Source organism: Spirillospora sp. NPDC127506 (genome assembly GCF_040302145.1).
GTDB lineage: Bacteria > Actinomycetota > Actinomycetes > Streptosporangiales > Streptosporangiaceae > Spirillospora.
The window spans coordinates 100241-126374 of the sequence record NZ_JBEORG010000005.1; the positions used below are offsets into that span (position 1 = coordinate 100241).

A 26134-nucleotide genomic window follows, 5' to 3' on the forward strand; every position below is an offset into this window, starting at 1 on the left:
TTGTTAGAAAGAATCACTCCCCAGCGCGGGTTCGGCCTCCCGTCCCGCCGCCGGCCGGGCGGCCGGCCCGGCCGCCCGCTCCGGGGAGGCCGGCGGCAGGTCCCGGTGGAGCAGGTCGAACAGCCGGTCCCAGCGGGCGAGCACGGCGTCCGGGTGGAACCGCAGCACCGAGGCGCGGGCCTCCGCGCCCAGGGCGCGGCGCGCCTCCGGGTCCTGGATGAGCCGTTCCAGCGCCGCGGCGAAGGCGGCCGTGTCGCCCGGCTCGACCAGGACGCCGCCGCGGTCGTCCTCGATCAGCGCGCGGACGCCGGGAGCGCAGTCGAACGCGACCGTCGGCAGCCCGTACGCCATGGCCTCCAGCACCGACATCGGGAAGCCCTCCGCCCGCGACGGCAGCGCGAACACCGACGCCTCGGCGAGCGCCTCCCCGACATCGGCGACCACGCCCCGGAACTCGACCGACTCCATCCCGGCCGCCCGGGCGCGCAGTTCCTCCTCGTCCGGGCCGCTGCCGTAGATGCGAAGCCGCCACTCTGGACGGCGCGCGGAGATCGGCTCCCACGCCTCCAGCAGCAGATCCACGCCCTTCTCGTAGGAGAGGCGCCCGACGCAGGCCACCACAGGAAGGTCCAGCACGGGGTTGACGGCCGGGGTGACGTGCAGCGGGTTCGGGATGTAGTCGACGTTGGTCATGCCGTCCCGGGCCCAGGCGTCGGCGTCCTCGGCGGTCAGGACCAGCATCCGGTCGGCGTCCGCGTAGTGCTCCTTGACCCTGCGGTACCGCGTCGACCTGCGGGTGGCCCCGTAGGACTCATGGCTCATCGCCACGACCCGCAGCCCGGCCGTGTCGGCCAGCCGGACCCACTCCATCGCCCACACCTGCGCCACGATGATCACCGAGCCCGGCCGGGCGGCGGCGAACAGCTCCGACAGCCGGGCGGCGCCCCGCCGCTGGGCCGCGGCCCGCCGCCATTCCCGGGCGCGCGCCACGGCGTTCAGGTGCTGCACGGGCTTCACCGGGCGCCACGCGATGACCGGCGGCCGCCACTCCCGGTGCAGCACCTCGACGGCGTAGGAGCCGTCGCGCCCGTGGTGGCAGGGCTCCGCGCTGCGAGTGATGCCGATGAGCGTGACGCGGTCCCCGCGCCCGGCCAGCAGCCGCGCCATGTGGTGCGCCCAGCGCTGGAGCCCGCCCATCTCGTCGGTGTTGTTGCACACGATGAACACGTCACGCGGTGCCGCCATCGCCCCTCCCCCTCCGGCCCGGCCGTGCGGCCGGGAAGTAGCGGTCCACCACCGTCCGGGCGGCGGTGCCCCGGTCGTGCTCGCCGAAGCGCGCGGCGAACGCGCGGCGCCGGGCCGCATGGGCGGCGTCCACCGCGTCCAGGCCGGCGAGCGCGGCGACGAGCTCCTCCTCCGTGCGCGTGATCGGCCCGGGCCCGTGCAGGTCCAGGTCGAAGTAGCCGGCGGTGCGGTCCCGGCCGTCCGGGAGGTGCAGGATGATCGGCCGGTCCAGCAGCGCGAAGTCGAACATGATCGAGGAGTGGTCGGTGACCAGCGCGTCCGCGAGCAGCAGCAGCGGGGTGACGTCGGGCACGGCGCCGACGTCCCGCATGACCGCGCGGGCGCCGGGCGGGACGTTGGCCCGGCACAGGTAGTGCGGCCGGACGAGCAGCACGTACTCATCCCCCAGCTCCCGCGCGAACACGTCCGGGTCGACGGGCGGGTCGAGCAGCTTGACGGGGCGCCCCTTCGGCCCGGTGGCGAACGTCGGCGCGTACAGCACGGCGCGGCGCCCGCCGTCCAGGCCGAGGGACGCGCGCAGCGAGGCGACCTCGGCGGCCAGCTCCGGATCGCCGTCCACCCCGTTGACCAGGGGGTCGTTGCGGGGGTAGCCGGCCGGGAGCAGCTCGGAGCAGACCCCGAGGCCCGCGCACAGCGTCTCGGCGTCGTGCCGGGAGCGCACCAGGAAGCAGTCGTAGCGCTCCACCATCCGGCGCAGCCGGTCCCGCTCGGCGGCCGGCCCGCTCTTGAGCCGCGGCCGGTCGAGGCCCATCAGCTTGAACGCCGACCCGTGCCAGGTCTGGATGTAGGTGGTCTCGGGACGCTTGCGCAGTCCCTCCGGGAAGCCCTGGTTGTCCACCCAGAACCGGGCCCGCGCCAGCGCCAGGAAGTACGCCCACGAGCCGCGCCGGACCAGCACGGCGTCGTCCGGGAACCCCTTCGGCGACGACGCGTACGCCCACACCGCCGTCACCGGCCGGCCCGTCCTGCGCAGCTCCCGGTAGATGTACTTCGGGTTGTCCGAGTAGTGGCGGCCGAGGTGGCTCTCGAAGACCGCCAGGCCGGGCCGGACGGGCAGCCGGCTCAGCACCCGGTTGAACACGGCGATCTTGGTCTTGCGGGCGGTCAGCCGGCGGCGCACGCTCGTCCCGATCCCCCGGGCGCGGCGCCAGGCGAGGCGTCCCGCCGGGGAGCGGGCGGCGCGCAGCGCGGCGGCCCCGGCGAGCCGCGCCCACGGGCTCGCCGTCTCCAGCGCGAAGGCCAGGTGCCCGCCGTCGGTGACGTAGGAGCGGAGCCGGTCCGCGGCGATCCGGGTCAGCCGGGGCCGGACGGGCAGGCCGACGCCCGCCAGCGACGGCGACCCGCGGCCCTCGCCGAGGCGGGTGACGATCTCCTCGCCGTCCGCCCGGACGCGGAGCCGCACGTCCCAGACGGGGTCGATGAACCCGACCGGCCGGATCCGCCGGGCCGGGTCGAGCTCGGCGCGCCACGCCAGCCGCTCCCCCTCGTGCCGGATCGCGGCGCGGGCCCGCGCCTTGCGCGCGCGGCGGCGCCGGTCGCAGAACTCCAGCGTGGCGGCCAGGTCCGCGTCCGGGGGGATCCGGCCGAGCGGGTTCAGCACGTGCCCGGCCAGGTGGAGGCGGCCGCCCCGCATCTCCAGCCGCGTCACCGTGTTCGCCGGGCGCACGTCCTTCAGCGGGCGGACGTGGAAGCCGAAGCCGGTCACGTCCAGGACCCGGCGGCCGAGGCTCCCCCGCGGCCGGTGCGCGCCCCAGAAGACCCGCCCGTCCCGCTCCACCAGCCGCGCGCGCAGTTCGGGCCGCTCGGCGGGCCGGTACTCGGCGGCGGCGAGCGCGGCCGCGTGGTCCCCCTCGCGGATCAGGTACGCGGCGATCGCGGGCATCGGGTTGGCCAGCTCGAAGACCCGCGGGTCGAGCTCGGCCAGGTACGCGGCCGCGAGATCGAGGAAGCGGTCCCGGTAGCCGGCGTCGCGGTCGCGCAGCTCCCGCAGGTAGAGCAGCAGGTCGTGGTTGACGAACTTCACGTCCTTGGCGCGCCGCAGCTCGTGCGCGCCGCGCAGCGTGAACAGCATGTCGATGCGCCGGTGGATCTCCAGCCGGTCGGCGAAGTTGGCCAGCTCGGCCCGCCGGTTGGAGATCGACGGCGCCGCCGTCCGCTGCCGGACGTGCCAGTGGTAGACGCGGTGCGGGATCAGCGCGGTCCGGCGGGCCGCCAGGTACGCCTCGGCGGTGAACAGCAGGTCCTCGTAGTGCAGCCGCTCGACGAACCGCAGCCCGTGCTCCTCCAGGAAGCCGCGCCGGTACGCCTTGTTGGTCGAGAGCGTGTCGTAGAGCAGGTCGGGGTTCTCGGCCAGGGACCCGTAGACGGCGCTGTTCCGGTAGAGCCACGGATACCAGGGGCGGATGCGCCCCTTCGCGCCCTCGGGGACGTCCAGGAAGATCCGGTCGCACAGCCCCGAGACCAGGTCGGCGCCGGTGCTCTCGGCGGCGGCGAGCAGGTTGAGGCAGGCGTGCCGGTCCAGCAGGTCGTCGCTGTCGAGGAACATCAGGTAGCGCCCGGCCGACGCCTCGATCCCGGTGTTGCGGGGACGGCCGCAGCCGCCGGAGTTGGCCGGCAGGTGCACGGCCCGGACCCGTCCCGGATGCGCGGCGGCGAGCCGGTCGGCGACCTCCCCCGTGCCGTCGGTGCTGGCGTCGTCCACGATCACGGTCTCCACGCCGCCGAGCGACTGCGCCAGCGACGAGGCGACCGCCCGGGGAAGCCGCCGGGCGTCGTTGTAGGCGATCACGACCACGCTGACATCCGGGCGCAGCCGCATGGGCATCCCTCCCGTTCCGCCGGGGACCGAGCCGGGCGCCGCGGGGCGCCGGCCGGACGCGCGTCCGCCAGGGATTCCTTTCCTGGAAAGCCTCAGTGAGGTCCAAGAGGGATCAAAGGCTGTCAACGCTTCGCATTACCCGACTTCACCGGAGACATGGGGGCAGACCGCCCGGAAAGCCCGAAGGCACCCGGCCGGGGAGCCGGGCGCCTTCGGGTGCGGGGAGGGTCAGGAGGCGTAGTCGGGGTAGCCGTAGCCCACGATCTGCGACTTGTCGCGGATCTTCTTCTCCACCTCGTTGTTGCTGTTGCCCTCGATGGTCTTGACCTTGCCGCCGCCGTTGTCCTTCACGACGAGGCCGACGTGGTCGATGTCACCGATGCCGCCCTTGGAGCCGTTCTGCCAGTCGAAGAACACGACGGCGCCCGGCTTGGGCTTGTGGCCCCAGCGGTCGGTCTTCTTGAACCAGCTGGCGTGCTGGACGGTGTAGGCGTCCCAGCCCATGTTCTTCACGCCGGTCTGGGCGCCGAGCCAGGAAACGAACATGTCGCACCACTGGGCGCCGTTGTAGGCCTTGACCGAGAAGCCGCCGTCGCGCTTGGCGGTGGCCTTGGCGTGCGGGGTCGAGACGTACCACTTGTGGAACTTGGTCTGACCGCCCTTGCCCTCGCTGATGCCGACCTGCTTCTGGGCCAGCTTGATGACCTCGGACGGCTTCACGTCGCGCGGCGGCACCTTGTAGCCGGCCTCGCGGGCCTCGGCCGCGCTCGTCTTCGCGGACGTCTGCGAGGCGGCGGCGCCCTTCGCGGCGGCGGCCTGGGCGGGCGCGTCGGCCGCGGCGCTGCCACCGGCGAGGGGGTTCAGCACGGCGAGCCCGACGGCGCCGGCGAGGACGGCCCCGACGGCGGCGCCGACGGCCTTGTCCTCGGACGAGAAGCGGTTGAGCGAAAGTCGATCGAAACGACCGGACATGCAGGGAATCTCCTTGTCTTCCATGGCGCCTACCGGGTTAGCTGACGGATTCGGGCATGGAAGCAGCCCTACGGCGCGGCTCTGGACGCGCCGATTCACCCCTGGAACGTTGGGTCCCCGGCTCCGTCCGGTCGTGGCGACCGGGACGGACTCGGCCTCGCACCGCGGACGCGGTGCTGACTATTCGGATTTGCCTCAGCGACTGGTCTCGGTGAGGGGGGCGCGCATCGTCGGGCGCGCATCGCGTGCGGGTGCCGCTCCGCGATCATCGGCCGCACTGGGCGCGGCCGGCGGCAACGCATGGGGCGCGCTGCGGGATTCGGATAGAAGGTAGCAACCTTCTCAAGAAAAGCAAACCAGGCACAAACCTCGGTTATGCCCGCTCAATGCCCTTCCAAGGATTCACCAACAGCGTCCGGCCCCGGGGTGTTCCCGATCTTTCCCCGACCGGCCCTCAGCCCTTTGCCCATGGGACTTACCGGCCGATGGGCAAAGGGTAAAGAACGCTCACCGGGCGAGGGCCGGCGCCCGGCGGACCGCCGCGCACCGGCCCTCGCCGCCGGTCACTATGAGTCGTACCTCACACGGGCGCCCCTCGCGGGCGGGCGCGTGGGGTCGGTCACTCGACGAGCAGGGCGAACAGGGTGGTGTCGTCCGCCGCCCGGTCGAACTCCATCCGCGCCAGCACCTCGTCCAGGGCCAGGTCCGGGCGCAGCGAGGAGTCCTGCAGGATCTCGGTGAGGCGGCCGATGCGCTCGTCCAGGTCCGCGTCCCTGCGCTCCACCAGGCCGTCGGTGTAGAGGAACAGCAGGTCCCCCGGGTGCAGGCGGGTGGTGATCGTCGTGTACTGCCAGGGCATCGCGCCGAGCATCGGGTCGCGGACCACCTCCAGCGGCGCCGCCCGGCCCTCCCGCACCAGGATCGGCGGCGGATGGCCCGCGCACGTCCACGCCAGCACCCGGCGGGACGGGTCGAAGTGCGCGACGATCGCCGTGCCCGTGGCGGGCGGGTCCATGGTGCCGACCAGCTCGTTCAGCCAGTCCACCAGCCGTCCCGCCGGCTCGCCCGTGCAGGCGAGGCCGAGCAGCCCGTTCCGGGTCCGCGCCATCGCCGCCGCCGCCGGGAGCCCGTGCCCGGCCGCGTCCCCGATGGCGAACAGCCCCCGGCCGTCCGGCAGCGCCCGGGTCGCGAACCAGTCCCCGCCGATGCGGGCGGTGCTCTCCGCCGCCAGGCTCCGGACCGCCATGCCGAGGCCCGGCAGCTGCTCCACCTCGTCCTCGTCCGGCAGGATCGCGCGGCGCAGCGTCACCGCCACCTTCCGCTCCTGCGCCGTCCGCGCCTGCTGCTTCAGCATCTGCCGGCGGGTCTCGGCGAGCGCCCGCTCCACGCCGCGCCGCCGGGTGATGTCCTGCGAGACGACATTGATCGAGATCGGCAGCCCGGAGTCGCCCAGCACCGGCTCGGCGAACAGCCACAGATGCCGCGGCGTCCCGTCCGGCCCGATCACCCGGTGCTCGGCCTCCACCGGCTCGCGGCGGGAGAACATCGTCTGGACGGCCTCCTCCACCAGCGGGAGGTCGTCGTCCGCCACGGCCTTCGGCAGGTCGTGCGGCATCGGCGGCACGTCGTCGGGGCCGAGGCCGTAGTTGGCGCGCATCTGCGGCGTCCAGTCCGCCTCGCCGGTGGCCAGGTCCCACTCGCCGAACCCGATCAGCGCCAGCCGCTCCACCCGCTCCAGCCGCCGCGCCACCCGGTCCTCGGCGAAGTGGTACCGCCACGTGACGCACACCCCGGTCGGCACCCGGACGCATCGCACGCTCATCCGGGACGACCTGGACAGGCCCCCCTGGGCGGTGGAGTACATGAACGAGGGGCGCTCCATCGGCGTCCCGGTCTCCAGCACCCTGGTGTACTCGTCGAAGAGCCCGCTGAGCGCGGCGCCCGGATCCGTGCGCAGCAGCCGCCGGCCGGTCAGCTCCTCCCGGCCCCGCCCGAACATGTCCCGCGTGGCGTCGTTGAGATCGGCGTAGAGGAAGTCGGCCACGGCCCCGTCGGGCCCCCTGACCGGCACCAGGTGGGCGCAGGAGTCGAGCGTCCCGTCCAGGAGCGCCCGCGCCACCGGATCGTCGCCCGCCTCGGCGAGGATCTCGGCGTCCCCGGAGGTGTCCTCGGCCGCCACCCGGCGCAGGACGTCCTCGGCGTCCGACAGGACGGCCTGGCGCTCGGCCGTGCCGCCCTCGGCCCGCGGCGCCCTCCGGTCCGCGACCACGGCCCCCACCGGCCCGCCGCCCCCGTCCTTGACCAGCACGGCCGCCGCCTCGGCGAGGTCGATGTCCAGATCGCGCGCGAGCCAGATCAGATGCTGCAGGGCCTCCCCCGGCGGGACGCCGAGCCGCCGGGCCAGCACGACCCGCGCCTCGGACAGCACCGCGCGGTCGTGCGCGGCGCCCCGCAGGTCCTCAAGGTCCGCAACGTGCACCCCGGGCTGGGTGCCCTCCGGTTCCGCCAACCCTGTGTCCCCCGTTCGGCGTCACTGCCCCTGGGAGAAAAAAGCTACATACGCCAGCGAAGGACTATTCGCCCATAGCCTGGTAAACAGTCCATATCTTTGCCCCGGTTTTCCGTTCCCGCCCGGACTCCACCGCTTCCGATGACCCACTCCGGACGGAACCCTTCCCGACCCTGTGACGCCCGTCACGCCGCCCGATAGACGTCCCTGGTCAGCGCCGTGATCCGCTTGGCCGCGGCCCGGAACGACGACCCCGCCGGCTGCAGCGTCAGCACCACGACGATCTTGTTCCCCACCACTCCCGTCGTGTGCAGCACTGGCCGCCCGAGCCCCAGATCGGGCCGCCACGCCGCGGGCCGCACCCCGCTCCCGCACGGCTCCGCCGGCACGTCCCCGAACCCCGACCACCCCTGCTTCACGGCCCACGGCCGCTTGATCGCCCGCGGGATCCCGAACGTCTGGTCGAACCCGTCCTTCCCGCACGGCGTCGACCGCCGCAACTGCGCGAGCACGAACTCCCGGTGCGCGCCCGGCGCCTTCTCCAGCAGGTACCGGTAGGTCTTCACCACGTCCCGCGCGCTCAGCGCCGTATACCCCCAGAACCCGGGCTTCTCCCTGGGCGGCGGCGCCGTCTCCTCCAGCCCGATCCGCCGCACCATCCGCTCGATGATCTTCCCCTGCCCGCCCCGCCGCCAGAACTCCGTCGCCGCCCGGTCGTCGCTCTCCCGGAGCATCGGCACCAGCAGCTCCCGGTCCGCCGCCGACACCCGATGCCGCTCCAGGTAGTCCAGCGCGATGAGGATCTTCACCACCGAGGCCGACCGGAACGTCCGCCGCGCCTCCCGCTCCAGCACCACCCGCCGCGCCTTGCGGTCGAACACCACATAGGAGGCCCGGACCCCCGCGGGCACCCGCACAACGGGCCGAGCCGACTCGGTCGCCTTCGGCGCCTCCGGCGTCTCCGACCCTTTCGCCGCCTCCGGCTCGCTCACCGGCCGCGCCCCTCCCCCGCACCCGGACACCACCCCGGCGCACACGACCCCGGCGAGCAAGCCCCGCAAAGACACCATCCGCCTTGCCTACCAGAGATCACCGCGCCCGTAACCCGGTACGCACGACCCCGCGGACTGCGCTACAGTAATCAGGCCCGCTCCGACGGGCACCGGGACGTGGCGCAGTTTGGCAGCGCACTTGACTGGGGGTCAAGGGGTCGTGGGTTCAAATCCCGCCGTCCCGACACAGAAACACCAGCTCAGAGGCCGTTTCCTCCACTCGGAGGACCGGCCTCTTGATCGTTTGTTAGCCGTTCGTTAGTGAACTCGGCCGCCCCTCACGGCACTCCCCCGGTTCACACGGGACCAGGAAGACCGGCATCCGCCCGCTCCGGCCCACCGGATGTTCACACGTCCCGCCGCCCCCCTGCCGCCCCTCGACGACCCGCGTCAACCGAGCCCCCGCGGACCAGCACAGGCCGCCCCAGCCGATCGACACCGCAAGGTCAACTCGCGGCGGCCGGGCCCCTCCACGAAACCGTTCGCCCGCCGCCACATCAACGTGACCGGCACCTACTCCTCAGGGATGAACGGAGGTAAGGGTTCAGCTGTTCTTGAAGGGGTTGAGGGTCTTGCCGGCGAGGTAGGCCAGGCGGTTGGGCAGGGGTTTCATGGCGGCGGCGGAGATCTTGTTGACGAGTCCGGGGACGCACACGGGCTTGCCCTTCTGGACGGCTTTCCAGCCTTCGGCCACGACGGCTTCGGGCTGCTGCCACAGGATGCCGGGCAGGTGGTTGGCTTTGTCGCGGGTGCCCATGACGTCGTGGAACTCGGTGTGGGTGAAGCCGGGACACAGGGCGGTGACGTGGATGCCGTGGGGTTTGAGCTCCATGTCGAGGGCTTGGGAGGTGTTGAGGACGTAGGACTTGATGCCGGTGTAGAGCAGGCTGGCTGCGGGCGGGGCGAACGCGGCGACGGAGGACAGGTTGACGATGCGGCCCCAGCGGCGCTCCTTCATGCCGGGGATGACGCGGTGGACGACTTCGGTCTGGGCGGTCACCATCAGCTGGATCTCTCCGGCGAGAGTGTCCCAGGGGGTGTCGGCGAACGCTGTCTTGCCCGACAGTCCGGCGTTGTTGATCAGCACGTCAATGTTCAGGCCCTGCTCGTCGGCGTATCGCAGGATCGCTGCGGGGGAGGCGGGGGCGGTGAGGTCGGCGGCGAAGACCTCACATCGGACCTTGTGCTGTTCGGTGAGCTGGGCGGCGAGTTCGTGGAGGCGGTCGGCGCGGCGGGCGACCAGCAGGAGTTGGTAGCCGCGGGCGGCCAGGTGGCGGGCGAACGCCGCGCCGATGCCTGCGGAGGCGCCGGTGATGAGCGCGGAGCGGGGGACGGTGGTCACGTCAGGGATCCTTCGGTCGGGCTGATGGTGAGGGGGCCGCTGCCGGGGAGCCGGGTGATGAGGTCGGCGCCGAACAGGGTCGCGGGCGTGTGCGCGCCGAGGCGGGGGGCGGTGGCGGCGAGGAGGTCGGTGACGGCGGTGAGGGCGCCGTCGATGGTGAGGCGGTAGGGGTTGGCCGTGGTGATGCGGGCGGTGGCCCGCCGGCCGGCCGGGTCGGTGGTCTCGCCCCACACGTGGGCGCTGCTGGTGGCCCGTCGGTTCGCGTCGGGGCCTTTCACCGTCTTGTCGATCAGCTTGTGCGCGGCGTCGCGGACGCGGGGACGGGCCAGCAGCCCGGTGAACCGCCTGCTGATCCGGGTGGCGCGGATCAGCGGGGAGGGCATCGGGAGGTACACCTCGATGTTGGGGATCGCGGTGCTGTGGTGGGCGCTGTGGAGGTCGGCGGCGGGGAAGGCGAGCGCGGGTTTGGTGCCGTTGCCGAAGTCGATGCGGGCGGTGCGTCCGCCCAGCGGGGTCGGGGTGATCTGGCCGTCGATGCGGACGCGGCCTCCGGCGGCCATTCCGTCCAGGATCGTCTTGACGGTCCCCGGTGACAGGGCCAGCGGCAGGTCGAACCCGAGCCGCAGGCGGGTGGCCTCGGGCATGGCCTGGTGGAGGGCGGCGGCGAGGCAGTCGGTGGGGATGACGTCGAAACCGACTCCGGGACAGACCACGACACCAGCAGCGCGGGCCTGGCCGTCGATCTCGCGGGCGTAGGCGAAGACGTCCATCTCGCCGGTGATGTCGAGGTAGTGGGTGCGGGTGCGCACGCAAGCGTCGATCATCGGGGGCGCCGTCACCGAGAACGGCCCGGCGCAGTGCAGCACAACGTCGATGCCGGACAGCCACGCGTCTGCGTCGCGCAGGTCGAAGATCCGGTAGTCCAGGCCGAGGTCCTCGGCCAGCAGCTTGACCGCCGCGAGGTTCCGGCCGGCGAGGACCGGTTCCAGGCCCCTCTTGCGCGCCTCCCGGGCGATCAGCTCGCCGGTATAGCCGTTGGCGCCGTACAGCAGCCACTTCGTCACTGGGCGGCCTTCTTCGGGCCGGGCAGTTCACGCGGGCCCGGGGTGAAGCCGCGGCGAGCGGTGCCGATGTCACCGCGGTAGGCGCCGACGGGACCGGTGAGCAGGAAGGGCAGGGGGATGCGGCGCTGCCGTGCGGTGAATCCCCACGTCCCGATGCCCAGATATACACCGGGCGCCGCGCGGCGGACCTCGTCGACCATGTTGATCGCCCCGCACATCGAGGCGTAGGCGCGGTAGACGAGCGTGTAGGCGGGACGGCCGTCATAGCGCGACGATGCGACGAGCGTGTGCATCGCATAGCGCTGCCGGACGCGGCCGAACTGGCGGAAGGTGTTGTAGCCGCGCCCGGTCTGGCCGTCGACGGGCCGGAACGCCTTGCACAGCCACGGCGCGAGCGGATTCGACACCGTGCCGCGTCCGGTCACCGAAGCGAGCAGGTTGGGCTGGGCCAGCAGCCGGGCGGCGTACTCCCCGTCCATCTCCTCGATGGACGGGGCGGGCAGCGTGGCGAAGAACGCCAGCAGCCCGGTGGTGTCCAGCCCGAGCAGCTCGGCAGCCGGGTGGTCGGTCTGCATGGGGGCCCACCTCACTTCTTGAACGGTCTTCAAGAAACCTAGCGCCTTCTTGAGGGTCGTTCAAGATAGGGTGTGGGGGTGCCCCGGAACCGACGCCCCCAAGACCGCGAGGAGAAACGCGAGGAGATCCTCGCCGCCGCCCAGCGGCTGTTCATCGACGACGGCTACGAGTCGGCGTCCATGGGCCAGATCGCCAAGAACGCCGGCGTCACCGTCAACACGATCTACTGGTACTTCCGCGACAAGGACGACCTGCTCATCGCCGTCCTGGACCGCCTGCTGGCCGAAGCCCTCGCCCAGTACGCGACCATCGCCGACCGGCCGCTCAACGACCGGCTCCTGTGGGCCGTCGACCAGCTCGAACGGCTGCACGGCCTCGTCAACACCGTCCACACCCGCGCCCTGGCCTCACCCGCCGTCCACGCCTGGCACACCGGCTTCCACGAACTCGCCGACACCCTGGTCGCCGACGACCTCCGCAAAGCCGGCGCCGCCGAAGCCGACCTCCCCGCCATGACCGCGATCGGCACCTTCGTCATCGAAGGCCTCCTCACCCACCGGCACGGCGACGCCGGCAAACGAGCCGTGATCGACCTCCTCGTCCACAAGCTCACCACCGTGCCGACCTGAACCTGACCGGAAGCCATCTCGCCGCACCACGCAGGCCCACATCGCAACGGCGAGCGGCGGCAAAGCCTCCCCCCGGACGGAGTGTTGAGAATCGTTCGATTCCCTTCGACACCCCGCGTGCAGTCCTCTTCACTACCCGGTCGCATCGGAAATCCGTCGGTAGAACGTGTTGAGAACTTCGGGTTTTCAACAACACCGACGGCACCGTTTTCCTGAACTTTCCAGCTGTGACGACGTTCCCGGGCGACGCCCCGCCCTTCGCGGTGATCCGCCAGGCCGCCGACGATCTTCTCGGCGCCGAGCCCGCGATCCTCACCGGCGCGCTCGTCGGATACGCCCGGGTCTCCACCAAGCCCAGCGACTCGACCGCCAGAACCTGGCCTTGAAGGCCGCGGGCCGCATCCGGAGCTTCGCCGATAAGAAGTCCGGCAAGGACGCCGAGCGCGGAGAGCTCGCCACGGCGCTGGACTACCTGCGGCCCGGCGATACCCTGGTCATCCCTCGCTGGACCGGCTCGCCCGCTCCCTGCAGGACCTCATCACGATCGTCGCCGACCTGCGCCGCCGCGGCGTCGGGTTCCGATCCCTGAAAGAGGCCCTCGACACCACCACGCCGGGCGGCCGCCTGGTCTTCCACGTGTTCGCCGCCCTCGCCGAGTTCATCCGCGAACTCATCATCGAAGGCACCCACGAGGGCCTGGCCGCCGCCAAGGCCCGCGGCGTCAGCCGCTCCGCCATCTACGAGTACGTGCCCGAGCTCAAGCCCACCGGACTCCAGCGGGTCAAGACCGGCGTTCCCGACCCACCTCCCCCACTCACCGAGCACTCACAAGCGCCTTCTGACCTGCATCAATCTCAGCCTGAGCGACATTGGAACGAAAAATCACGCTAGCGAGCGCTCAACCGCACGCTCCTGGCGGGACTTTTCGTTCCAATGTTCGTCAGGCCCAAGACAAACAGAAAGAAGCCCCGGTCCCTCTCGGGTCGGGGCTTCCTCGGTGTCATGTCCGGGCGTTAGCGCTTCAGAACCGCCACGAGGCTCGCGAACTCGTCGCGGCGCAGGGTGAGCTTGGCGCCGGCCGGGTCTTTGCTGTCGCGGATGCCCACGGCCTCGCCGAGGTCGGCCAGTTCGACGCAGTTGTCCCCGGCCTCACCGCTGCACGACGACTTGCGCCAGGTCACGTCCATCGCTCTTTCACAACCTTCCGCATCAGCTCGACCGACGCCTTCGGCGAAAGCGCCTCCGCCTGAAGCCTACTGAAGATCTCGCTGACGATCGTGAGGTCTTTCGGCTCCACAGTCGTCTCGCCGCCGATACTGCTCTCGATGTACGCCACCTCGCTGCGGTCGGGTTGCGTGGCGATGGTGAAGGCGGCCCGGGCATCCCGCTGGTAGCCAATCGGAGCGATCTGAATCGTGATGTTCTCACGCTCCGACATCTCGATCAGATGCTCCAACTGCTCGCGCATGATCTCTGGCGACCCGACCTCGCGGAGAAGGACGGACTCATCCAGCACAACGAACACGGTGGGGGCGTTCGGCTTGGTGAGGATGCTCTGACGCCGCAGCCGGTCGAGGACGGCTTCATCGTTGCCGAGGATCACTCTCGCGTACGGCTCGGTCTGGAAAAGCCCGTAGACGATCCTGGTCTCGAACGCGCGCAGCGAGTCAGCGGACGCCTCGGCTCGGGGGAAGTCTGCAAAGAACTTCGGGTAGCTGCTGGAACGCAGGAGTTCATCCCATGCATCGACCAAGGTGGTGCCCGAGTCCAGCGCCTTGTCCAGTCGTTCGGCGAAGTCTTTGCGGCACTTGGTGCGCCCAGACTCGACCTGCGAGATGTAGCTGCGGGTCACTGCTGCCCGTGCTGCGAGTTCCGTCCGATTGAGCCCTGCTTCTTCTCGGAGGCGCGTGACCTCTGCGCCGAAAGAGACGGTCTTCGATGTCGGTTTGCGTGCGGCCACTGCTTCGCCTCCACGTGAGCGAGGGGAACCCACCTACCAGCGATCGTCAGCGCCACGTGTGTGCTGGGGGCGCTTCGGTGGTAACGCTACGCGGCGGAGTTCAGTCTGTGCGGTGAGTTACCGAAACCGTCCTGGCAGCGAAGGTCGTGCCGATGTCCGCAGCACCGCAAGCTCCTGAAGTCCCGACGCTCGTCCTCAATTCCACCGATCAGGCACCACGCCTCGCGCGCCGGTTCCTCGCCGAACAGTTCGCTGGCTGGGGCATCACCGACGACTACACAGGCCGCCTCGTGATCTGCGAGCTGACCACGAACGCCTACAGGCACGGCGAAGGCCCGATCGTCGTCCGGCTCTTCCTCGACCCGGACGATGGGCGACCGGTGATCGAGGTATCGGACACCGGCACGGGACATCCCACCGTCCAGCCCCAGAACTACGCCGCCACCTCCGGCCGGGGCCTGCAGCTCATGGCGGAGCTCGTGCACGAATGGGGAGTCAAACGCCTCGCCGGAGACCGCAAGGTCGTCTGGGCCAAGCTGCCCTGACCATGCGAGATGGAAGGCACAAAGCGCTGGGACCATGCTCCGGTGAGGAGACGATGCGAGTCACGTTGCTGCTACTGCAGTACCTCTTCCCGGAATGGTCGATCACGCTGGATCGAGAAAGGATCTGGAGGGCGACGGGGCGCGTTCTGATCTCTGCGTCCGACCTGGACGGATTTCTGGACCTGCTCCACACCGCCGACCCGGGAGCCTGCGAGCGCGCCATCCTCCAGCTCCGAGAGCCCGGATGAGCGACCGGCGAGAAGCAGCCCCTCCCTGAGACGTCGCGATGGAGAGCCGTTCGATCACGGCCGTCGTCGTCGACCGGGGCGGACTGGGTCCGTAGGAGCTGACGGCGCTGTTCTGCTCTGTGCATTCTGCGGCAGCGGAGCCCACGCATTCGGGAAGGCGGCCATGGCCAGGCGCGCTTGTGCGTTCGGGCCGGTCGGCGGGGGTGCGGGGGCATGGCTCGCTGGTCGTGCTTGTCGCGTATGCGCGGCGGCCCTTCGAGCGGCGTCGGCCTGCAGAAGTCCCTCGCCCCGGAGCCGGTCGAGGAACTCGCTGGTCGTCGCCGACTCGTCCGCCGCGCGGCGGACGGCCGTCCGCAGCACGGCCCGTCTCGTCCGCTCGGATAGATGCCGTCCGTCCAGTGGGCAGAACTGGGACGACGCGCGGACGGACCCGTCCGCGCCCGTCCACCGGCGGCGAAGCTTGGGCAGTGTGAGGTCGGCAGCGAGCTTCCCGCCGCCGTACCAAACGGGACGCCCGTCGCCGTTCAGATCATCGGGGAGGGCGACGGCGTAGCCGGTCATCTCGCCGGCCGTCCGCTCGCTGAAACGCCGGCGGATCAGGACACCCTCGTCACGCAGCCGCCGGAAGAACTCCGCTTCGCTGCTCGCTCCGGCCGCCGCCGTCTGGACTGTGCGTCGCAGAAGCGTGCGGGACGGTAGCGGCCGGCCGTGGCGGGCGGCTTTCTCGATCTCGCCCCGGCTCGGCCGCCGCGCCGCCGTCCGGTCCGCCGGAGCCGTCCGCCGCAACCCATACCGCTGCTCGACCGCGCGGCAAGCGTCCCGGACGCGGTAACCGTCGTTCCACACATCGGGCCGACCGCCGTCCTGGCGCGCCAAGGTCGCCACGATGTGGACATGGTCGGTGGCATGGCCTGGCAGAAACTCTCCGCCGGCGCCGGAGCCAAGGGGCAGCGCTACTACGAGTGGGCTCTGGCCGACATCACAGGCGAGGGGCCCGGCCACCACCAAATCCTCGTCCGCCGCAACCGGCGCACCCGTGAACTCGCCTTCTACCGCTGCTACTCAGCCACCCGGGTTCCACTGTCCACCCTGGTGCGGGTCGCCGGACGCAGATGGACGGTCGAGGAGACCTTCCAGTCCGGCAAGGACCTGGCCGGACTCGACCAACACCAGGTCAGACGCTGGACCTCCTGGCACCGCTGGGTCACCCTCGCCATGCTCGCCCACGCCTTCCTCACCATCGTCCGTGCCGACGAACACGCACGCCACCCCAGGTCGGACGAGCTGATACCGCTCACCTGCAACGAGATCCAACACCTGTTCGCCCCGCTCGTCGTCCGGCCTGGCCACAGCCCGGCCCATCGGCTCGACTGGTCCGACTGGCGACGCCGTCACCAGGCCCGATCCCAGGCCGGCCACTACCACCGACAAGCCACTCAACCATGAAGACCACGATCTACAACTGGAGTACTAAGCGGCCTGCCCGAACCCGACCGCCGGCGCCTGGCCGCCGCGCGCACGCCCGCGGCCCGCATGCTGGCCGCACTTCCGGCGCACCACCCCACCGCGATGTGACCGGGTCCCTGCGTCCAGGCCGGTCTCCGCCCGTATGACGGCGAGAGCGTTCAGGGCCGCCACCCGCGCGGCGTCCCGGCCTGCGGCCAGGTCGAGCTCCGCCCCGAGGCGTCCCGTCACCGCCGGCCTCCCGTCGCGCAGGGGCAGCATGCCGCTGAGGAAGAGCAGGCCGGACGCCTCCACGGCGGGGACGTAGCCGCCGAGCGGCCGGGGCGGCTCGGGCAGCTGCAGTCCGACGGCGGTCAGGCGTGCGGTGACACTCATCGGGCGTCGCCGTCGGGCCGGGCGATCAGCGCCCCGACGACCTCGTCGGCCTGACCGGGCTTCCACGGCGTCCCGAGGAGCGTGTAGTTCATGCGCGGGAAGAAGCCGAGCCGGGTGCCGAGCTCGCCGCTGAGGAGCGTCATCCGCTCGGTGCCGCTGGTGTCCCAGGGGGTGATGAAGTCGGTGTAGTCGGCGTTGAACGGGTTGGTGATGTCAATGAGGATCTTGCCGGCGAGCACCGTGCGCAGCGGTTCGATCTGGTCCAGCAGGCCGTCGCGCAGGAAGATCGCGGGCAGGACGACGGGCGCGTCGAGCGCCTGGTCGTAGTCGCCGGAGGCGAGGCCGGGGAGGGCGAGGCCGGCGGCGATCCGGCGCGAGCGTTCGGTGTCGCGGGAGCCGAGCACGACCTCGTGCCCGGCCCGGGCGTACATCGCCGCGAGCCGCACGCCCATCCGTCCAGTGCCCAGGATGCCGATCTTCACTGCCGTTTCCTTTCGGTGGTGTTCGTTCCGTCGAAAGGCGGAGGCGCCGCGCATCGCACGGCGCCTCGCCAACCCCGGGCAACCTCGCTGGCCCCCATGAGCGGTGGAGCGCGGAAGGTGGACGTGAAGGTGCTGCGCGCGCTCTCCGACCAGGCGCGGCTGGACATCCTGCACTGGCTCAAGGACCCCGCCGCGAACTTCGGGCACCAGGCGGTCGGCGACTTCGACGTCGAGGGCGTGTGCGTGTCGGTCATCCAGGAGCGGGCGGGCATGTCGCAACCGACCGTCTCGGCGCACCTGAAGGTCTTGCACGAGGCCGGGCTGGTCACCCGGAAGAAGGCCGGCGCCTGGCAGTACTACAAGCGCGACGAGCCCGCCATCCGCGGCTTCGCCGAGACTCTGCTCCGGGAACTCTGACAACGAAACCGGCCCGTCCCCGAACGCCGGCGTTAGGGGCGTGCACGCCTCGATGACGATCGGTCAGTCGGGGCAGTCCCTCCAGAACGGACATGACATTCAGGCTCATGGAGTTGATCGCAGACGCGGGCGATCCGCGCGTGCGGGCGTGGACTTCCGTGTGCCGGGCCGTGGCGCTGTTGCTCGGAGCGTAGGCCGAGGTCGTCCTGCACAACGCCCAGCGCGACCAGGTGCCGGCGATCTGGAACCCGTCATCCGGGTGAGCAGTGCCCCGCGTTCGCCCCCGCTCTGCGTCACAGGCTGCTGCAGCGCATTCGGCTCAAGTCTCGCGTCGTTCAGGGGCGCCTCGTTCGGCCTGGGCCTCCCCCTCTCCAAGGTGCCAACGCCGCGATGTCGGCGACCACAGACGGCGTATTGATGTCACCACTCGGTGATCAACCCAGCTGGCGTAGTCGAATTACTACCTACCTTGGCGTTCCCCTTCTTCTGGAGAAGCCTGGGATCGTATCCTTCGTGCTCGCCCGTTGTGTCCAAGTTGATTCTCCATTCCGTGGAACGGGAGCAGAGAAATGTTTGAACGTGGCCGGGAACGCGCATGGGGCATTCGTGCGGGAGTGGGGGCGGTGTCCCTTCTCCTGGCCTTGTCCGCATGCGGTGGCGGCGACGACGGCTCCGACCCCCCGTCCAAGAAGCCCGGCAGGCCGGAGGGGAAGGCGCCCGGCACGGGAATCGCGGTCCCGATGGCGCACCGCGCGGGCCCGGCGCACGTCGAGCTCCTGGCGCTGGGCAGGACGGCCGGCAACTCTGTCACGGGGCAGTTCCGCGTCTTCAACGACGGGCAGACGGTACTGGACCCGCGGATCAGCCTGTTCGAGGGCGAGAACAAGGCCTCGGACACCAGCCTGGACGCCAGCGGCATCGGGCTGCTGGACGGTGCGGGCGGCAAGCTCTACATGCCGCTGAGGACCACCGGCGGCACCTGCCTGTGCTCCTCGCTCAACGGCAAGAAGATCCCGCCCGGCGGCTCGCTGGACATCTACGCGGTGTTCCCCGCCCCGCCCGCGAACGTGCGGACGGCGACGGTGACGATGCCGCTGACGGTGCCGATGCAGGAGGTGCCGATCTCCGGTGACGCGGTGCAGCCGCTGCCCGAGCAGACCGTCGACCCGGGCTCGTCGAAGCTCGCCGCGCCGCGCATCTACACCGTCGCGGGCAGGGCCGAGGGCGACGAGCAGTCCGTGGACGACGACGGCGGGAACCGCGCGGTCCGGCTGTCCGCCGACGTGCTGTTCGCCCTGAACAAGGCCGACCTGACCCCGAGGGCCGACAATCTCCTGCGCGGAGTGGCCGAGCAGATCGACGGCTCCCGCGGCAGCGCGGTCAAGGTCGACGGTTACACCGACTCCAGCGGCAACGACGCCATCAACCAGCCGCTGTCGGAGCGCCGCGCCAAGGCCGTGGCGGACCGGCTCAAGCAACTGGCCACCCGCACCGGCGTCACCTTCCAGACCGCCGGGCACGGATCGGCCGACCCCGTGGCGTCCAACGCCAGCGAGAGCGGCCGCCGCAAGAACCGCCGGGTCACCGTGAGCTTCACCATGCCGCCTCCCCCGGCCGCTCCGGCGAGCGGCAAGCCGTACCGCTGGGCGCCCGGGAAGCCGACCTCGGTGAAGACCGCCCCGTTCACCGCGGCGGAGGCCAAGGGCCTGACCGCCGAGGTGAACTCCGTCCACCGGGACGCGGCGGGCCTGACGACCTTCGTGTGGACGCTCCGCAACGACGGGCAGTCCAAGGTCGCCGTCCGCTCGGCGTTCGAGCTGGACGCCCAGTACAACGGCTTCTTCAGCCCGCGTCCCCAGAGCACCGACGGCATCTCGATCCTCGATACCGCCACCAGGGTCTGGTACTACCCGCTGCGCGCCTCCAGCAAGGAATGCGTGTGCATGTCCATGTCCCGTCCGGACGCCAAGGGCGACCTCAATCCGGGAGAGAGCGTGACCTACTCCGGTGTCTACCGGCTTCCCGCCGAGGCCCAGACCGTGGACATCGACTTCCCCTGGTCCGGCCAGGAAGGCCTCCGCATGAAGGGCGTCCCGGTCAATTGACGCGCTTCCCGGTTTGGCGGCCGGGGATTCCGCCTGCGCCGCGTGTGCGGCGCAGGCGGTGGCTTCTAAGCGGAGGGGCTTGCGGTCCCTCCGCAGGCGTTCAGCCTGTCCGCCCGGCGGCCAGGATGTTGCGCGCGGCGTTGACGTCCCGGTCGCGTGCACCGTGCGGCACGCGCACGCCCACTCCCGCCAGGGCCAGCCCGGAGATTTGGCCGTCGCGCGGACGAGAGCAAGCAGACGGTGCACCTGCTGCACGTCCAGCCGCCTGCCAGCGCATCCGCGCACTCAACGCCGCGACCTGGCACAACTGGCTGATCGGCGCTCCGGTCAGACGGTCACTGATCGCCTACGACCACTGAACACACGATCTGTGGGTGTCAGGCGCCGTGCGGGTGTGCCGGTCGCTTGGCCGGTGTGAAGTACGGCAGTACTTCCGGATTGGCCATGGCGTCCGGGTCGGCGGCCTGGGCCACCGGGGTGCCGAGGAGGATTCTGCGGACCGGCACTTCGAGTTTCTTGCCCGACAGCGTGCGCGGGATGCCGGGAACGGCAGTGATCTCGTCTGGGACGTGCCGGGGGGACAGGGCCGATCGCAGTGCCGAGCGAAGCCGTCCGCTCAGTTCGCCCGTCAGCGCGGCGCCGGGCGTGAGCTGGACGAACAGCAGCAGTCGGCCCTGCTCGCCCAGTTGCCCGGTGTCCACCACGAGGGAGTCGGCGACCTCGTCGAACGCCTCGACCACGCGGTAGAAGTCCGCGGTGCCCATGCGCACGCCGCCGCGGTTGAGGGTGGAGTCGGAGCGGCCCTCGATCACGCATCCGCCGTCCGGCCGGATTCTGATCCAGTCACCGTGCCGCCAGATGCCGGGGTACCTCGCGAAGTAGGAACCGCGGTAGCGGTCTCCGTCCGGATCCTTCCAGAAGGAGACGGGCATGGACGGCATCGGCTCGGTGAGCACGAGTTCGCCGACCCGGTCGATCACAGGTACGCCCGCCTCGTCGTATGCCTCCACTTTCGCGCCGAGGCTGCGGCACTGGATGACACCGGCGTGCAGCGGCAGCAGGGGGCAGGGGCCCACGAAGCCGGTGGCCACGTCGGTGCCGCCGGAGAAGGAGCCGACGAGCAGGTCACGTCCCACGTGTTCGTACAGCCAGCCGAATCCCTCGGGCGGCAGGGGGGAGCCGGTCGAGCCGATGCCCCGCAGGCGGGACAGGTCGTGGGTCGTGCCGGGCTCCAGGCCGGCCTTCATGGACGCCAGAATGTACGGCGCGCCGACGCCGAAGTAGGTCACGCCCGTCTCCGCGGCAAGCCGCCAGAGGGCGTCGCCGTTCGGCGCGCCGTCGTACAGCACCACTGTCGCGCCGAGCAGCAGGCCGCCGACCAGGTAGTTCCACATCATCCAGCCGGTGGTGGTGAACCAGAAGAACACATCGCCGCGGCCGATGTCCTGGTGGAAGGAGAGCGCCTTCAGGTGCTCCACCACGATGCCGCCGTGGCCGTGGACGATCGGCTTGGGCAGCCCGGTGGTGCCGGAGGAGTACAGGATCCACAGCGGGTGCTCGAACGGGACCTCGTCGAAGTCGAGCGCCGCCCCGGGCCTGGCCAGGTCCGCGAACAGCAGGCCGTCACCGGCCGGGAAGGCCGCGGGGTCGAGGTAGGGGATCAGGACGGTGGTCCGAAGGGTCGGCAGGGCCCTTTCCATCGCGCCGACGACGTCGCGCCGGTCGTGCTCCCTTCCATTGTAGGCGTAGCCGTCCACCGCGAAGAGCACCTTCGGTTCGATCTGGGCGAATCGGTCGATCACGCTGGGCGCTCCGAACTCGGGCGGGCAGGACGACCAGATCGCGCCGAGCGACGCGGTCGCCAGGAAGGCGATCAGGGCTTCGGGGATGTTCGGCAGATATGCCGCGACGCGGTCTCCCCTGGTGACGCCCAGTTCCGCGAGCCCCGCACGGACTTCCGCGACCCGGCGGGCCAGTTCGCCGTAGGTCAGCCTCCGCTCGTCCCGCCGGCCCTCGGTGCGGAAGATCACCGCGCAGGCGTCCGGGTCGTGGTCGGGTCGCAGGACGTTGCGCGCGTAGTTGAGCGTCGCGCCCGGGAACCATCGGACTCCCGGCACGGCTGAGGGGTCCGGTACCTGGACCGGCCCGCCACCGCGTTCGCCGAGCACACCGAAGGCGGACCAGATCGCGTCCCAGAAACCGGCGGTGTCCGTGACCGACCAGCGCCACAACTCGTTGTAGGAGTCGAAGCCCTGGGCGGCCATGAAGCGGGCGACGTGGGCGGTGCGCTGGACGGCCTCGGACGGCTCCCACAGCAGGTCACCTTCGGCGATGGGCACGGACGGTCTCCTGGATCAACTCGGTGCGGGCATGCCTGGCCGCCGCGGCGGCCTTGAACGTGCGGGTGGGGTCCGCTCGGGCGCCGGCTTGGGTCAGAGGCCGTCGACGATGAAGAGCCGCCGGTCCAGTCCGCCGCGGGAGGCCTTGATCGCCTCGGCGTAGGACGCGGAGGCATACCAGCGACGTGCGTCGTCGACCGTTTCGAAACGGATGACGACCAGCCGCTCCCCCTCGTCGAACGATCCTTCGAGCGTCTCGGGGATGGCGTCGCGCGCCAGGTAGGTGCCGCCGAATTCCTCGACCGACCTCTTCGCGAGCGGCTTGTAGGCGGCGACCGCCTCCTTGTCGAGGATGGTCACTTCTGAGATCACATACGCGGGCACGGCTGGGGCCTTTCGGTCGGTGGCGCGGTCATGCGCCAGTGATCGGTGAGATCGGGCCGGGGATGGTGGGGCCGGCGACGCGTCCGACGAGGGTTCCGTTCTGGAGGACGCCGGGAGTGTCGTGCGCGGGAAGGATGTACCGGTACCGAGTGATCTTCTTGATGGCACCGATCTCCTCCAGGACGGAGGTGGTGAAGTTGTTGGTGAGCGCCGGCTCGCCGACCGCGAAGGCGCAGGATTGCAGCTGGGCCATCGCCGTCTCGTCCGGGTGGCGCAGCAGGCTGGCCTCGAGGTCGTAGATCAGGTCGCCGCAGAGGCAGGCCTGCCCGTCGGCGGTGTCGACCACCACGCTCAGCGAGCCGGCGGTGTGCCCGCGTGAGGCATGGCAGCTGATCCCGGGTTGCAGCTCGACCGGGCCGGAATGGTCCAGGTCGAGGTACCGCAGGGCTCCAGGGGTGTACATCCGCTCCAGGATGTGGGCCAGATCCTGCTTGGCGTAGGCCAGGCCCTGGACCCCGCTGAAGGCGCACGACATCTCACTGCGGTTGACGACGACCGGCACCGACATCGGCACCTTGTCGAGGTGGCCGGCATGATCGCGGTGCAGGTGGGTCACGACCACGCAGCTCAGGTCGGAAGGCGTGGTCCCGTACCGGGCCAGTTGCTCTTCGAACCCCTGGCCCTCGGCGACCCGCCCGCCCCGCCCGAGGACGGAAGGGTCCCGGTAGCCCGCGTCGACGAGGATGGGCGCCGGGCCGCCGACGATCAGGTATCCCTGTGCGGGCACCGCGACGGTGGTGCCCGGGGCGCGCCCCCGGACCTGCTGGGAGGCGTCGATGATGACCGAGCCGAAGTTCAGGCGGTGTATCTGATAGTCCATGGATGGCTCCTGTCCGATCCGCAGGGCGGACGGATGGTTAGAAGTAGGCGGCGCTGAGCGTGTCGTGGCCGAAGGCGTCATCGATCGGCTCGGCCAGGCCGTCGCGCATGATGTACCCGCGGTCGCATCGGGCACCGAGCAGCGTGGTGTTCTGGTCGACGAGCAGCACCGACAGGTTCTGCGTCCGGGCCACCCGCGCGAGCACGGCCGAGATGTCCAGTGCGGCCTTGGGAGACAGGCCGAGGCTCAGCTCGTCCACCATCAGCAGCACCGGCCGGGCCATGAGCCCGCGGGCGACGGCCAGCATCTGCTGCTCGCCGCCGCTGAGCAGGGCCGCCCTGCGGTCGGCCAGCTCGGCCAGGCGCGGGAAGGCGTCGAGGACGCGCCTTTCCTCCCGTGCCGCGCCGCCCGCCTTCCCGGCCGCCACCGCCCCGTACCGCAGGTTCTCCCGGACCGTGAGGGTCGGGAAGACCTTTCGCCCCTCGGGGACGTGGACCAGGCCGAGCCGCGCGACGGCGTCCGGGCGGGAGGGCAGGCGGTCGCCGCGCAGCAGCGCACGGTCGCAAGAGCGCGGGATGGCTCCGGACAGCGCGCGCAGCAGGGTGGTCTTGCCCGCCCCGTTCAGCCCGGCGATGCCGACGGTCTCGCCTTCCCGGATCTCCAGGTCGCAACCGTGCAGGACGGGAACCCCGCCGTAGCCCGCGCGCAGCCCGCTCACCTCCAGGATCGTCTGCGTGCTCATTGGATCGCTCCCGGGACGGGGGTCTGGGCGGACGGTGCACCGTCCCCGACGAACACCTCGCGCACCAGCGGGCGGTCGAACACCTCCTCGGGGTCCCCCGAGGCGATGACCCGCCCCGCCGCCAGGACCGTCACCTCCTGCGCGACCTCTTTGACCCAGCCGACGTGGTGGGAGACGACCAGGACCGTGAGCCGTGCGCGGAGTCTGGCGATCAGCGCCGAGACCGCCGTCATCTCCGCACCGCTCAGCCCCGCCGTGGGTTCGTCCATCACCAGGACGGAGCCGTTCATCGCCACCGCGCGCGCGATGTCGACGAGCTTGGCCTCGGCCAGGCTGAGCGCGCTCGCCGGTGTGCCGTGGCGGTGCTGCGGGACGCCGACGAAGGCCAGCGCCTGGGCGGCTTTGCGCCGTTCGGCGCGTTCAGCGCGGCGGTGAAGGCCGAGCAGGTCGCCGAGCAGCCCGGTCCGCTGCTCCCGGCGCAGCCCCAGCGTGACGTTCTCCAGGCAGGACAGGTCCGGCACCAGCGACGGATTCTGGAATGTGCGGCTGACGCCCGGCCGCCGGCCCCGCCTGCTCCCCGGCCGGCCGGAGGCCGCGACAGGTTCACCGCCGACGGTGATGTGTCCGGCGGATACCGGCTCCAGTCCGCTGACGCAGTTGAGAAGCGTGGTCTTTCCGGCCCCGTTCGGGCCGACGAGGGCGTGCACATGGCCCGGCTTGACCGTGAGGCCGGCGCCGTCGAGCGCCCGGACGCCGCCATAGTCGATCACGAGGTCGTCGACCTTCAGGGCGTCCTGCCGGTTCCCCTCCGGGTCGGCGCTCATGACTCCCTCGGGGGTGGTGTCCGGCCCGGCCGACAGCAGAGGATCGGGGGGCGCATCGCCGGCACCGTCGTCGCCGGAGTGGCGGCCTGCAAGGCTCTGGCCGCCGGAGCGGCCCGCGGTGGCTCGTCGCAGACCCGTCCGACGCCACAGGGCCCGGAACGGCGTCTCGACCAGGCCGAACAGGCCGTCGCGAAAGAGGACGAGGGCGCCGAGCAGCAGGGCGGCGAAGAGGATCTGCTGGTAGGACTCGGCGATCTGCAGGTAGTCGGGAGTGAGCGTGAACACGGCCGCACCGGCGATCGGGCCGGCGATGCTGCCGAGCCCGCCGACGGCCGCCATTCCGAACAGGATGATCGACTGCTGCGCGCCGAAGCTCTCCGGAGCGATGTACCCGGCTCCCAGCGCGAGCACCACCCCGGCGGTGGCGGCGAGCGCCGACGAGTACGCGAAGGCGGCCAGCTTGGTCCGGCCCGGTGACACGCCCAGGGTCACCGACACGGTCTCGCTGCGCTTCACGAGCCGCAACGCGCGGCCGGCGTGCGAGTCGCTGTAGTTGCAGCTGAGCACGACGGCGATGAGGAGCACTGATGCGCACAGGTAGTAGTAGCCGGTGCCCTGGCTCAGGTTCACCGACCCCAGGGCCATCGCCGGGACCTGGAGCCCGGACGCCCCCTTCGTGATCGAGGCGAACGTCGTCCCGGACAGCACCGTGGTCACGGCGTAGGAGAGGAAGAACGTGCCGAGGACGAGTCCGAACGCGCGGAGCCGGATGAAGGGCAGGCCGATGATCGCGCTGATCGCGGTGACGAGTGCGACGGAGCAGACCGCCGCTGCCGCCGGCGGCATTTGCGCCTGGCCGGCGAGGATGGCGTAGCCGTAGGCGCCGAGGCCGACGAATCCGCAGTGGCCGAACGAAGGCTGGCCGAGGTAGCCGCTGAAGATGTCGAGGCCGATCGCCGCGATGGCCCAGGCCATCGTGGTGGCCATGAGGAACTGCAGCGTCGGGCTGATGGGCAGCAGTCCGGCGACGGCGAAGACCGCGACCAGGGCCAGGGCGGCGGGCCGGGTGTGCCTGCGCGCGAGTGGTGTCAGCATCAAGGGC

General features: G+C 71.2%; 22 protein-coding genes, 1 tRNA gene, 3 pseudogenes and 1 riboswitch. Of the genes and pseudogenes, 9 read left to right on the forward strand and 17 right to left on the reverse strand.

The features are described 5' to 3' along the window. Positions 1 to 3 precede the first annotated feature (3 nt). The 5 genes from ABTW95_RS07660 to ABTW95_RS07680 all read right to left on the reverse strand — a co-directional run bounded on the left by ABTW95_RS07660 (position 4) and on the right by ABTW95_RS07680 (position 8596). Positions 4 to 1245 carry a glycosyltransferase gene (locus ABTW95_RS07660; RefSeq protein ID WP_396446195.1) on the reverse strand — a complete coding sequence of 414 codons (1242 nt, stop codon included), beginning with the start codon at positions 1243 to 1245 and terminating at the stop codon, positions 4 to 6. Then, on the reverse strand, positions 1229 to 4123 hold the full coding sequence (locus tag ABTW95_RS07665) for a bifunctional glycosyltransferase/CDP-glycerol:glycerophosphate glycerophosphotransferase (protein WP_396446194.1): 2895 nt from the start codon (positions 4121 to 4123) through the stop codon (positions 1229 to 1231). Before ABTW95_RS07665 ends, ABTW95_RS07660 begins: the two co-directional genes overlap by 17 nt. Positions 4124 to 4351: 228 nt before the next feature. After that, positions 4352 to 5095: a CHAP domain-containing protein gene (locus ABTW95_RS07670; protein WP_396446193.1), complete on the reverse strand. Its 744-nt coding sequence runs from the start codon at positions 5093 to 5095 to the stop codon at positions 4352 to 4354. Between the two features lie 11 nt (positions 5096 to 5106). Beyond that, a riboswitch (cyclic di-AMP (ydaO/yuaA leader) is annotated at positions 5107 to 5244 on the reverse strand. Between the two features lie 470 nt (positions 5245 to 5714). After that, positions 5715 to 7574, reverse strand: coding sequence for a SpoIIE family protein phosphatase (locus tag ABTW95_RS07675; RefSeq protein ID WP_396454938.1), 1860 nt, complete (start codon positions 7572 to 7574; stop codon positions 5715 to 5717). Positions 7575 to 7789: 215 nt separating this feature from the next. Next, positions 7790 to 8596, reverse strand: a complete 807-nt coding sequence (locus tag ABTW95_RS07680; protein ID WP_396446191.1) for a serine hydrolase — start codon at positions 8594 to 8596, stop codon at positions 7790 to 7792. A gap of 171 nt (positions 8597 to 8767) precedes the next feature. On the opposite strand from ABTW95_RS07680, the gene ABTW95_RS07685 reads away from it, so the two are divergent. Then, positions 8768 to 8841, forward strand: a tRNA-Pro gene (locus tag ABTW95_RS07685). Positions 8842 to 9200: 359 nt separating this feature from the next. Here the strand turns inward: ABTW95_RS07685 and ABTW95_RS07690 are convergent. Genes ABTW95_RS07690 through ABTW95_RS07700 form a run of 3 tightly spaced genes read right to left on the reverse strand, consistent with a single transcriptional unit; the run spans position 9201 to position 11637 of the window. Beyond that, positions 9201 to 9998 (reverse strand): SDR family NAD(P)-dependent oxidoreductase, encoded by a 798-nt coding sequence (locus ABTW95_RS07690; protein WP_396446190.1) that lies wholly within the window; start codon positions 9996 to 9998, stop codon positions 9201 to 9203. Then, a complete protein-coding gene (locus ABTW95_RS07695) occupies positions 9995 to 11062 on the reverse strand; it encodes a saccharopine dehydrogenase family protein (protein WP_184885373.1) in 1068 nt (355 codons plus the stop codon). Before ABTW95_RS07695 ends, ABTW95_RS07690 begins: the two co-directional genes overlap by 4 nt. Then, on the reverse strand, positions 11059 to 11637 hold the full coding sequence (locus tag ABTW95_RS07700; protein WP_396446189.1) for a hypothetical protein: 579 nt from the start codon (positions 11635 to 11637) through the stop codon (positions 11059 to 11061). The genes ABTW95_RS07695 and ABTW95_RS07700 overlap by 4 nt, the downstream gene beginning before the upstream one ends. 78 nt (positions 11638 to 11715) lie before the next feature. On the opposite strand from ABTW95_RS07700, the gene ABTW95_RS07705 reads away from it, so the two are divergent. The 3 genes and pseudogenes from ABTW95_RS07705 (at position 11716) to ABTW95_RS07715 (ending at position 13158) form a co-directional block, all read left to right on the forward strand. Continuing rightward, positions 11716 to 12267 (forward strand): TetR/AcrR family transcriptional regulator, encoded by a 552-nt coding sequence (locus ABTW95_RS07705; RefSeq protein WP_396446188.1) that lies wholly within the window; start codon positions 11716 to 11718, stop codon positions 12265 to 12267. Positions 12268 to 12494: 227 nt separating this feature from the next. Continuing rightward, positions 12495 to 12653: a hypothetical protein gene (locus tag ABTW95_RS07710; RefSeq protein ID WP_500225544.1), complete on the forward strand. Its 159-nt coding sequence runs from the start codon at positions 12495 to 12497 to the stop codon at positions 12651 to 12653. Next, a pseudogene (locus tag ABTW95_RS07715) lies at positions 12650 to 13158 on the forward strand (recombinase family protein). Before ABTW95_RS07710 ends, ABTW95_RS07715 begins: the two are co-directional and overlap by 4 nt. A gap of 122 nt (positions 13159 to 13280) precedes the next feature. On the opposite strand, the gene ABTW95_RS07720 reads toward ABTW95_RS07715, so the two are convergent. Next, positions 13281 to 13454: a DUF397 domain-containing protein gene (locus tag ABTW95_RS07720; RefSeq protein ID WP_396446185.1), complete on the reverse strand. Its 174-nt coding sequence runs from the start codon at positions 13452 to 13454 to the stop codon at positions 13281 to 13283. Then, positions 13445 to 14227 (reverse strand): helix-turn-helix domain-containing protein, encoded by a 783-nt coding sequence (locus ABTW95_RS07725; RefSeq protein WP_500225546.1) that lies wholly within the window; start codon positions 14225 to 14227, stop codon positions 13445 to 13447. Before ABTW95_RS07725 ends, ABTW95_RS07720 begins: the two co-directional genes overlap by 10 nt. A 152-nt stretch (positions 14228 to 14379) precedes the next feature. Here ABTW95_RS07725 and ABTW95_RS07730 point away from each other — a divergent pair, with 152 nt between their 5' ends. Beyond that, the gene (locus ABTW95_RS07730) at positions 14380 to 14772 is read left to right on the forward strand and encodes an ATP-binding protein (RefSeq protein WP_500225548.1); all 393 of its coding nucleotides are present in this window, start codon (positions 14380 to 14382) and stop codon (positions 14770 to 14772) included. Positions 14773 to 15896: 1124 nt separating this feature from the next. Continuing rightward, a pseudogene (locus tag ABTW95_RS07735) lies at positions 15897 to 16466 on the forward strand (transposase); the annotation flags it as partial. 24 nt (positions 16467 to 16490) lie between these two features. Here the strand turns inward: ABTW95_RS07735 and ABTW95_RS07740 are convergent. Both ABTW95_RS07740 and ABTW95_RS07745 read right to left on the reverse strand, forming a co-directional pair. Beyond that, positions 16491 to 16859: a RidA family protein gene (locus ABTW95_RS07740; protein WP_396446182.1), complete on the reverse strand. Its 369-nt coding sequence runs from the start codon at positions 16857 to 16859 to the stop codon at positions 16491 to 16493. After that, the gene (locus ABTW95_RS07745) at positions 16856 to 17341 is read right to left on the reverse strand and encodes an NADPH-dependent F420 reductase (protein ID WP_500225550.1); all 486 of its coding nucleotides are present in this window, start codon (positions 17339 to 17341) and stop codon (positions 16856 to 16858) included. Before ABTW95_RS07745 ends, ABTW95_RS07740 begins: the two co-directional genes overlap by 4 nt. Positions 17342 to 17437: 96 nt before the next feature. Between ABTW95_RS07745 and ABTW95_RS07750 the strand changes: the two genes are divergently transcribed. The 3 genes and pseudogenes from ABTW95_RS07750 to ABTW95_RS07760 all read left to right on the forward strand — a co-directional run. Then, a complete protein-coding gene (locus tag ABTW95_RS07750; RefSeq protein WP_500225552.1) occupies positions 17438 to 17758 on the forward strand; it encodes an ArsR/SmtB family transcription factor in 321 nt (106 codons plus the stop codon). A gap of 623 nt (positions 17759 to 18381) precedes the next feature. Then, the gene (locus tag ABTW95_RS07755) at positions 18382 to 19863 is read left to right on the forward strand and encodes an OmpA family protein (protein WP_500225554.1); all 1482 of its coding nucleotides are present in this window, start codon (positions 18382 to 18384) and stop codon (positions 19861 to 19863) included. A gap of 251 nt (positions 19864 to 20114) precedes the next feature. Further along, positions 20115 to 20222 (forward strand): annotated as a pseudogene (locus ABTW95_RS07760) (IS982 family transposase); the annotation flags it as partial. Between the two features lie 18 nt (positions 20223 to 20240). Here the strand turns inward: ABTW95_RS07760 and ABTW95_RS07765 are convergent. The 5 genes from ABTW95_RS07765 to ABTW95_RS07785 form a co-directional block, all read right to left on the reverse strand. Then, positions 20241 to 22202 (reverse strand): acetoacetate--CoA ligase, encoded by a 1962-nt coding sequence (locus tag ABTW95_RS07765; RefSeq protein ID WP_500225556.1) that lies wholly within the window; start codon positions 22200 to 22202, stop codon positions 20241 to 20243. Positions 22203 to 22295: 93 nt separating this feature from the next. Continuing rightward, positions 22296 to 22586 (reverse strand): DUF1330 domain-containing protein, encoded by a 291-nt coding sequence (locus ABTW95_RS07770; protein WP_500225558.1) that lies wholly within the window; start codon positions 22584 to 22586, stop codon positions 22296 to 22298. A gap of 28 nt (positions 22587 to 22614) precedes the next feature. Further along, complete coding sequence (locus ABTW95_RS07775; RefSeq protein ID WP_396446176.1) at positions 22615 to 23466, reverse strand: MBL fold metallo-hydrolase; 852 nt, start codon at positions 23464 to 23466, stop codon at positions 22615 to 22617. Between the two features lie 37 nt (positions 23467 to 23503). Further along, entirely contained in the window at positions 23504 to 24208 is a 705-nt protein-coding gene (locus ABTW95_RS07780; protein ID WP_396446175.1) for an ABC transporter ATP-binding protein, read from the reverse strand. Next, positions 24205 to 26127, reverse strand: a complete 1923-nt coding sequence (locus ABTW95_RS07785) for a branched-chain amino acid ABC transporter ATP-binding protein/permease (protein WP_500225560.1) — start codon at positions 26125 to 26127, stop codon at positions 24205 to 24207. The genes ABTW95_RS07780 and ABTW95_RS07785 overlap by 4 nt, the downstream gene beginning before the upstream one ends. Between the last annotated feature and the right edge of the window lie 7 nt (positions 26128 to 26134).

Excerpts from the sequence above, each read along its gene's own strand:
- ABTW95_RS07785 (WP_500225560.1), bottom strand. The coding sequence starts at position 26,127 with ATGCTGACACCACTCGCGCGCAGGCACACCCGGCCCGCCGCCCTGGCC.
- ABTW95_RS07775 (WP_396446176.1), bottom strand. The coding sequence starts at position 23,466 with ATGGACTATCAGATACACCGCCTGAACTTCGGCTCGGTCATCATCGAC.
- ABTW95_RS07720 (WP_396446185.1), bottom strand. The coding sequence starts at position 13,454 with ATGGACGTGACCTGGCGCAAGTCGTCGTGCAGCGGTGAGGCCGGGGAC.
- ABTW95_RS07780 (WP_396446175.1), bottom strand. The coding sequence starts at position 24,208 with ATGAGCACGCAGACGATCCTGGAGGTGAGCGGGCTGCGCGCGGGCTAC.
- ABTW95_RS07665 (WP_396446194.1), bottom strand. The coding sequence starts at position 4,123 with ATGCGGCTGCGCCCGGATGTCAGCGTGGTCGTGATCGCCTACAACGAC.
- ABTW95_RS07660 (WP_396446195.1), bottom strand. The coding sequence starts at position 1,245 with ATGGCGGCACCGCGTGACGTGTTCATCGTGTGCAACAACACCGACGAG.
- ABTW95_RS07670 (WP_396446193.1), bottom strand. The coding sequence starts at position 5,095 with ATGTCCGGTCGTTTCGATCGACTTTCGCTCAACCGCTTCTCGTCCGAG.
- ABTW95_RS07700 (WP_396446189.1), bottom strand. The coding sequence starts at position 11,637 with ATGCAGACCGACCACCCGGCTGCCGAGCTGCTCGGGCTGGACACCACC.
- ABTW95_RS07740 (WP_396446182.1), bottom strand. The coding sequence starts at position 16,859 with ATGAGTGTCACCGCACGCCTGACCGCCGTCGGACTGCAGCTGCCCGAG.
- ABTW95_RS07750 (WP_500225552.1), top strand. The coding sequence starts at position 17,438 with ATGAGCGGTGGAGCGCGGAAGGTGGACGTGAAGGTGCTGCGCGCGCTC.
- ABTW95_RS07730 (WP_500225548.1), top strand. The coding sequence starts at position 14,380 with ATGTCCGCAGCACCGCAAGCTCCTGAAGTCCCGACGCTCGTCCTCAAT.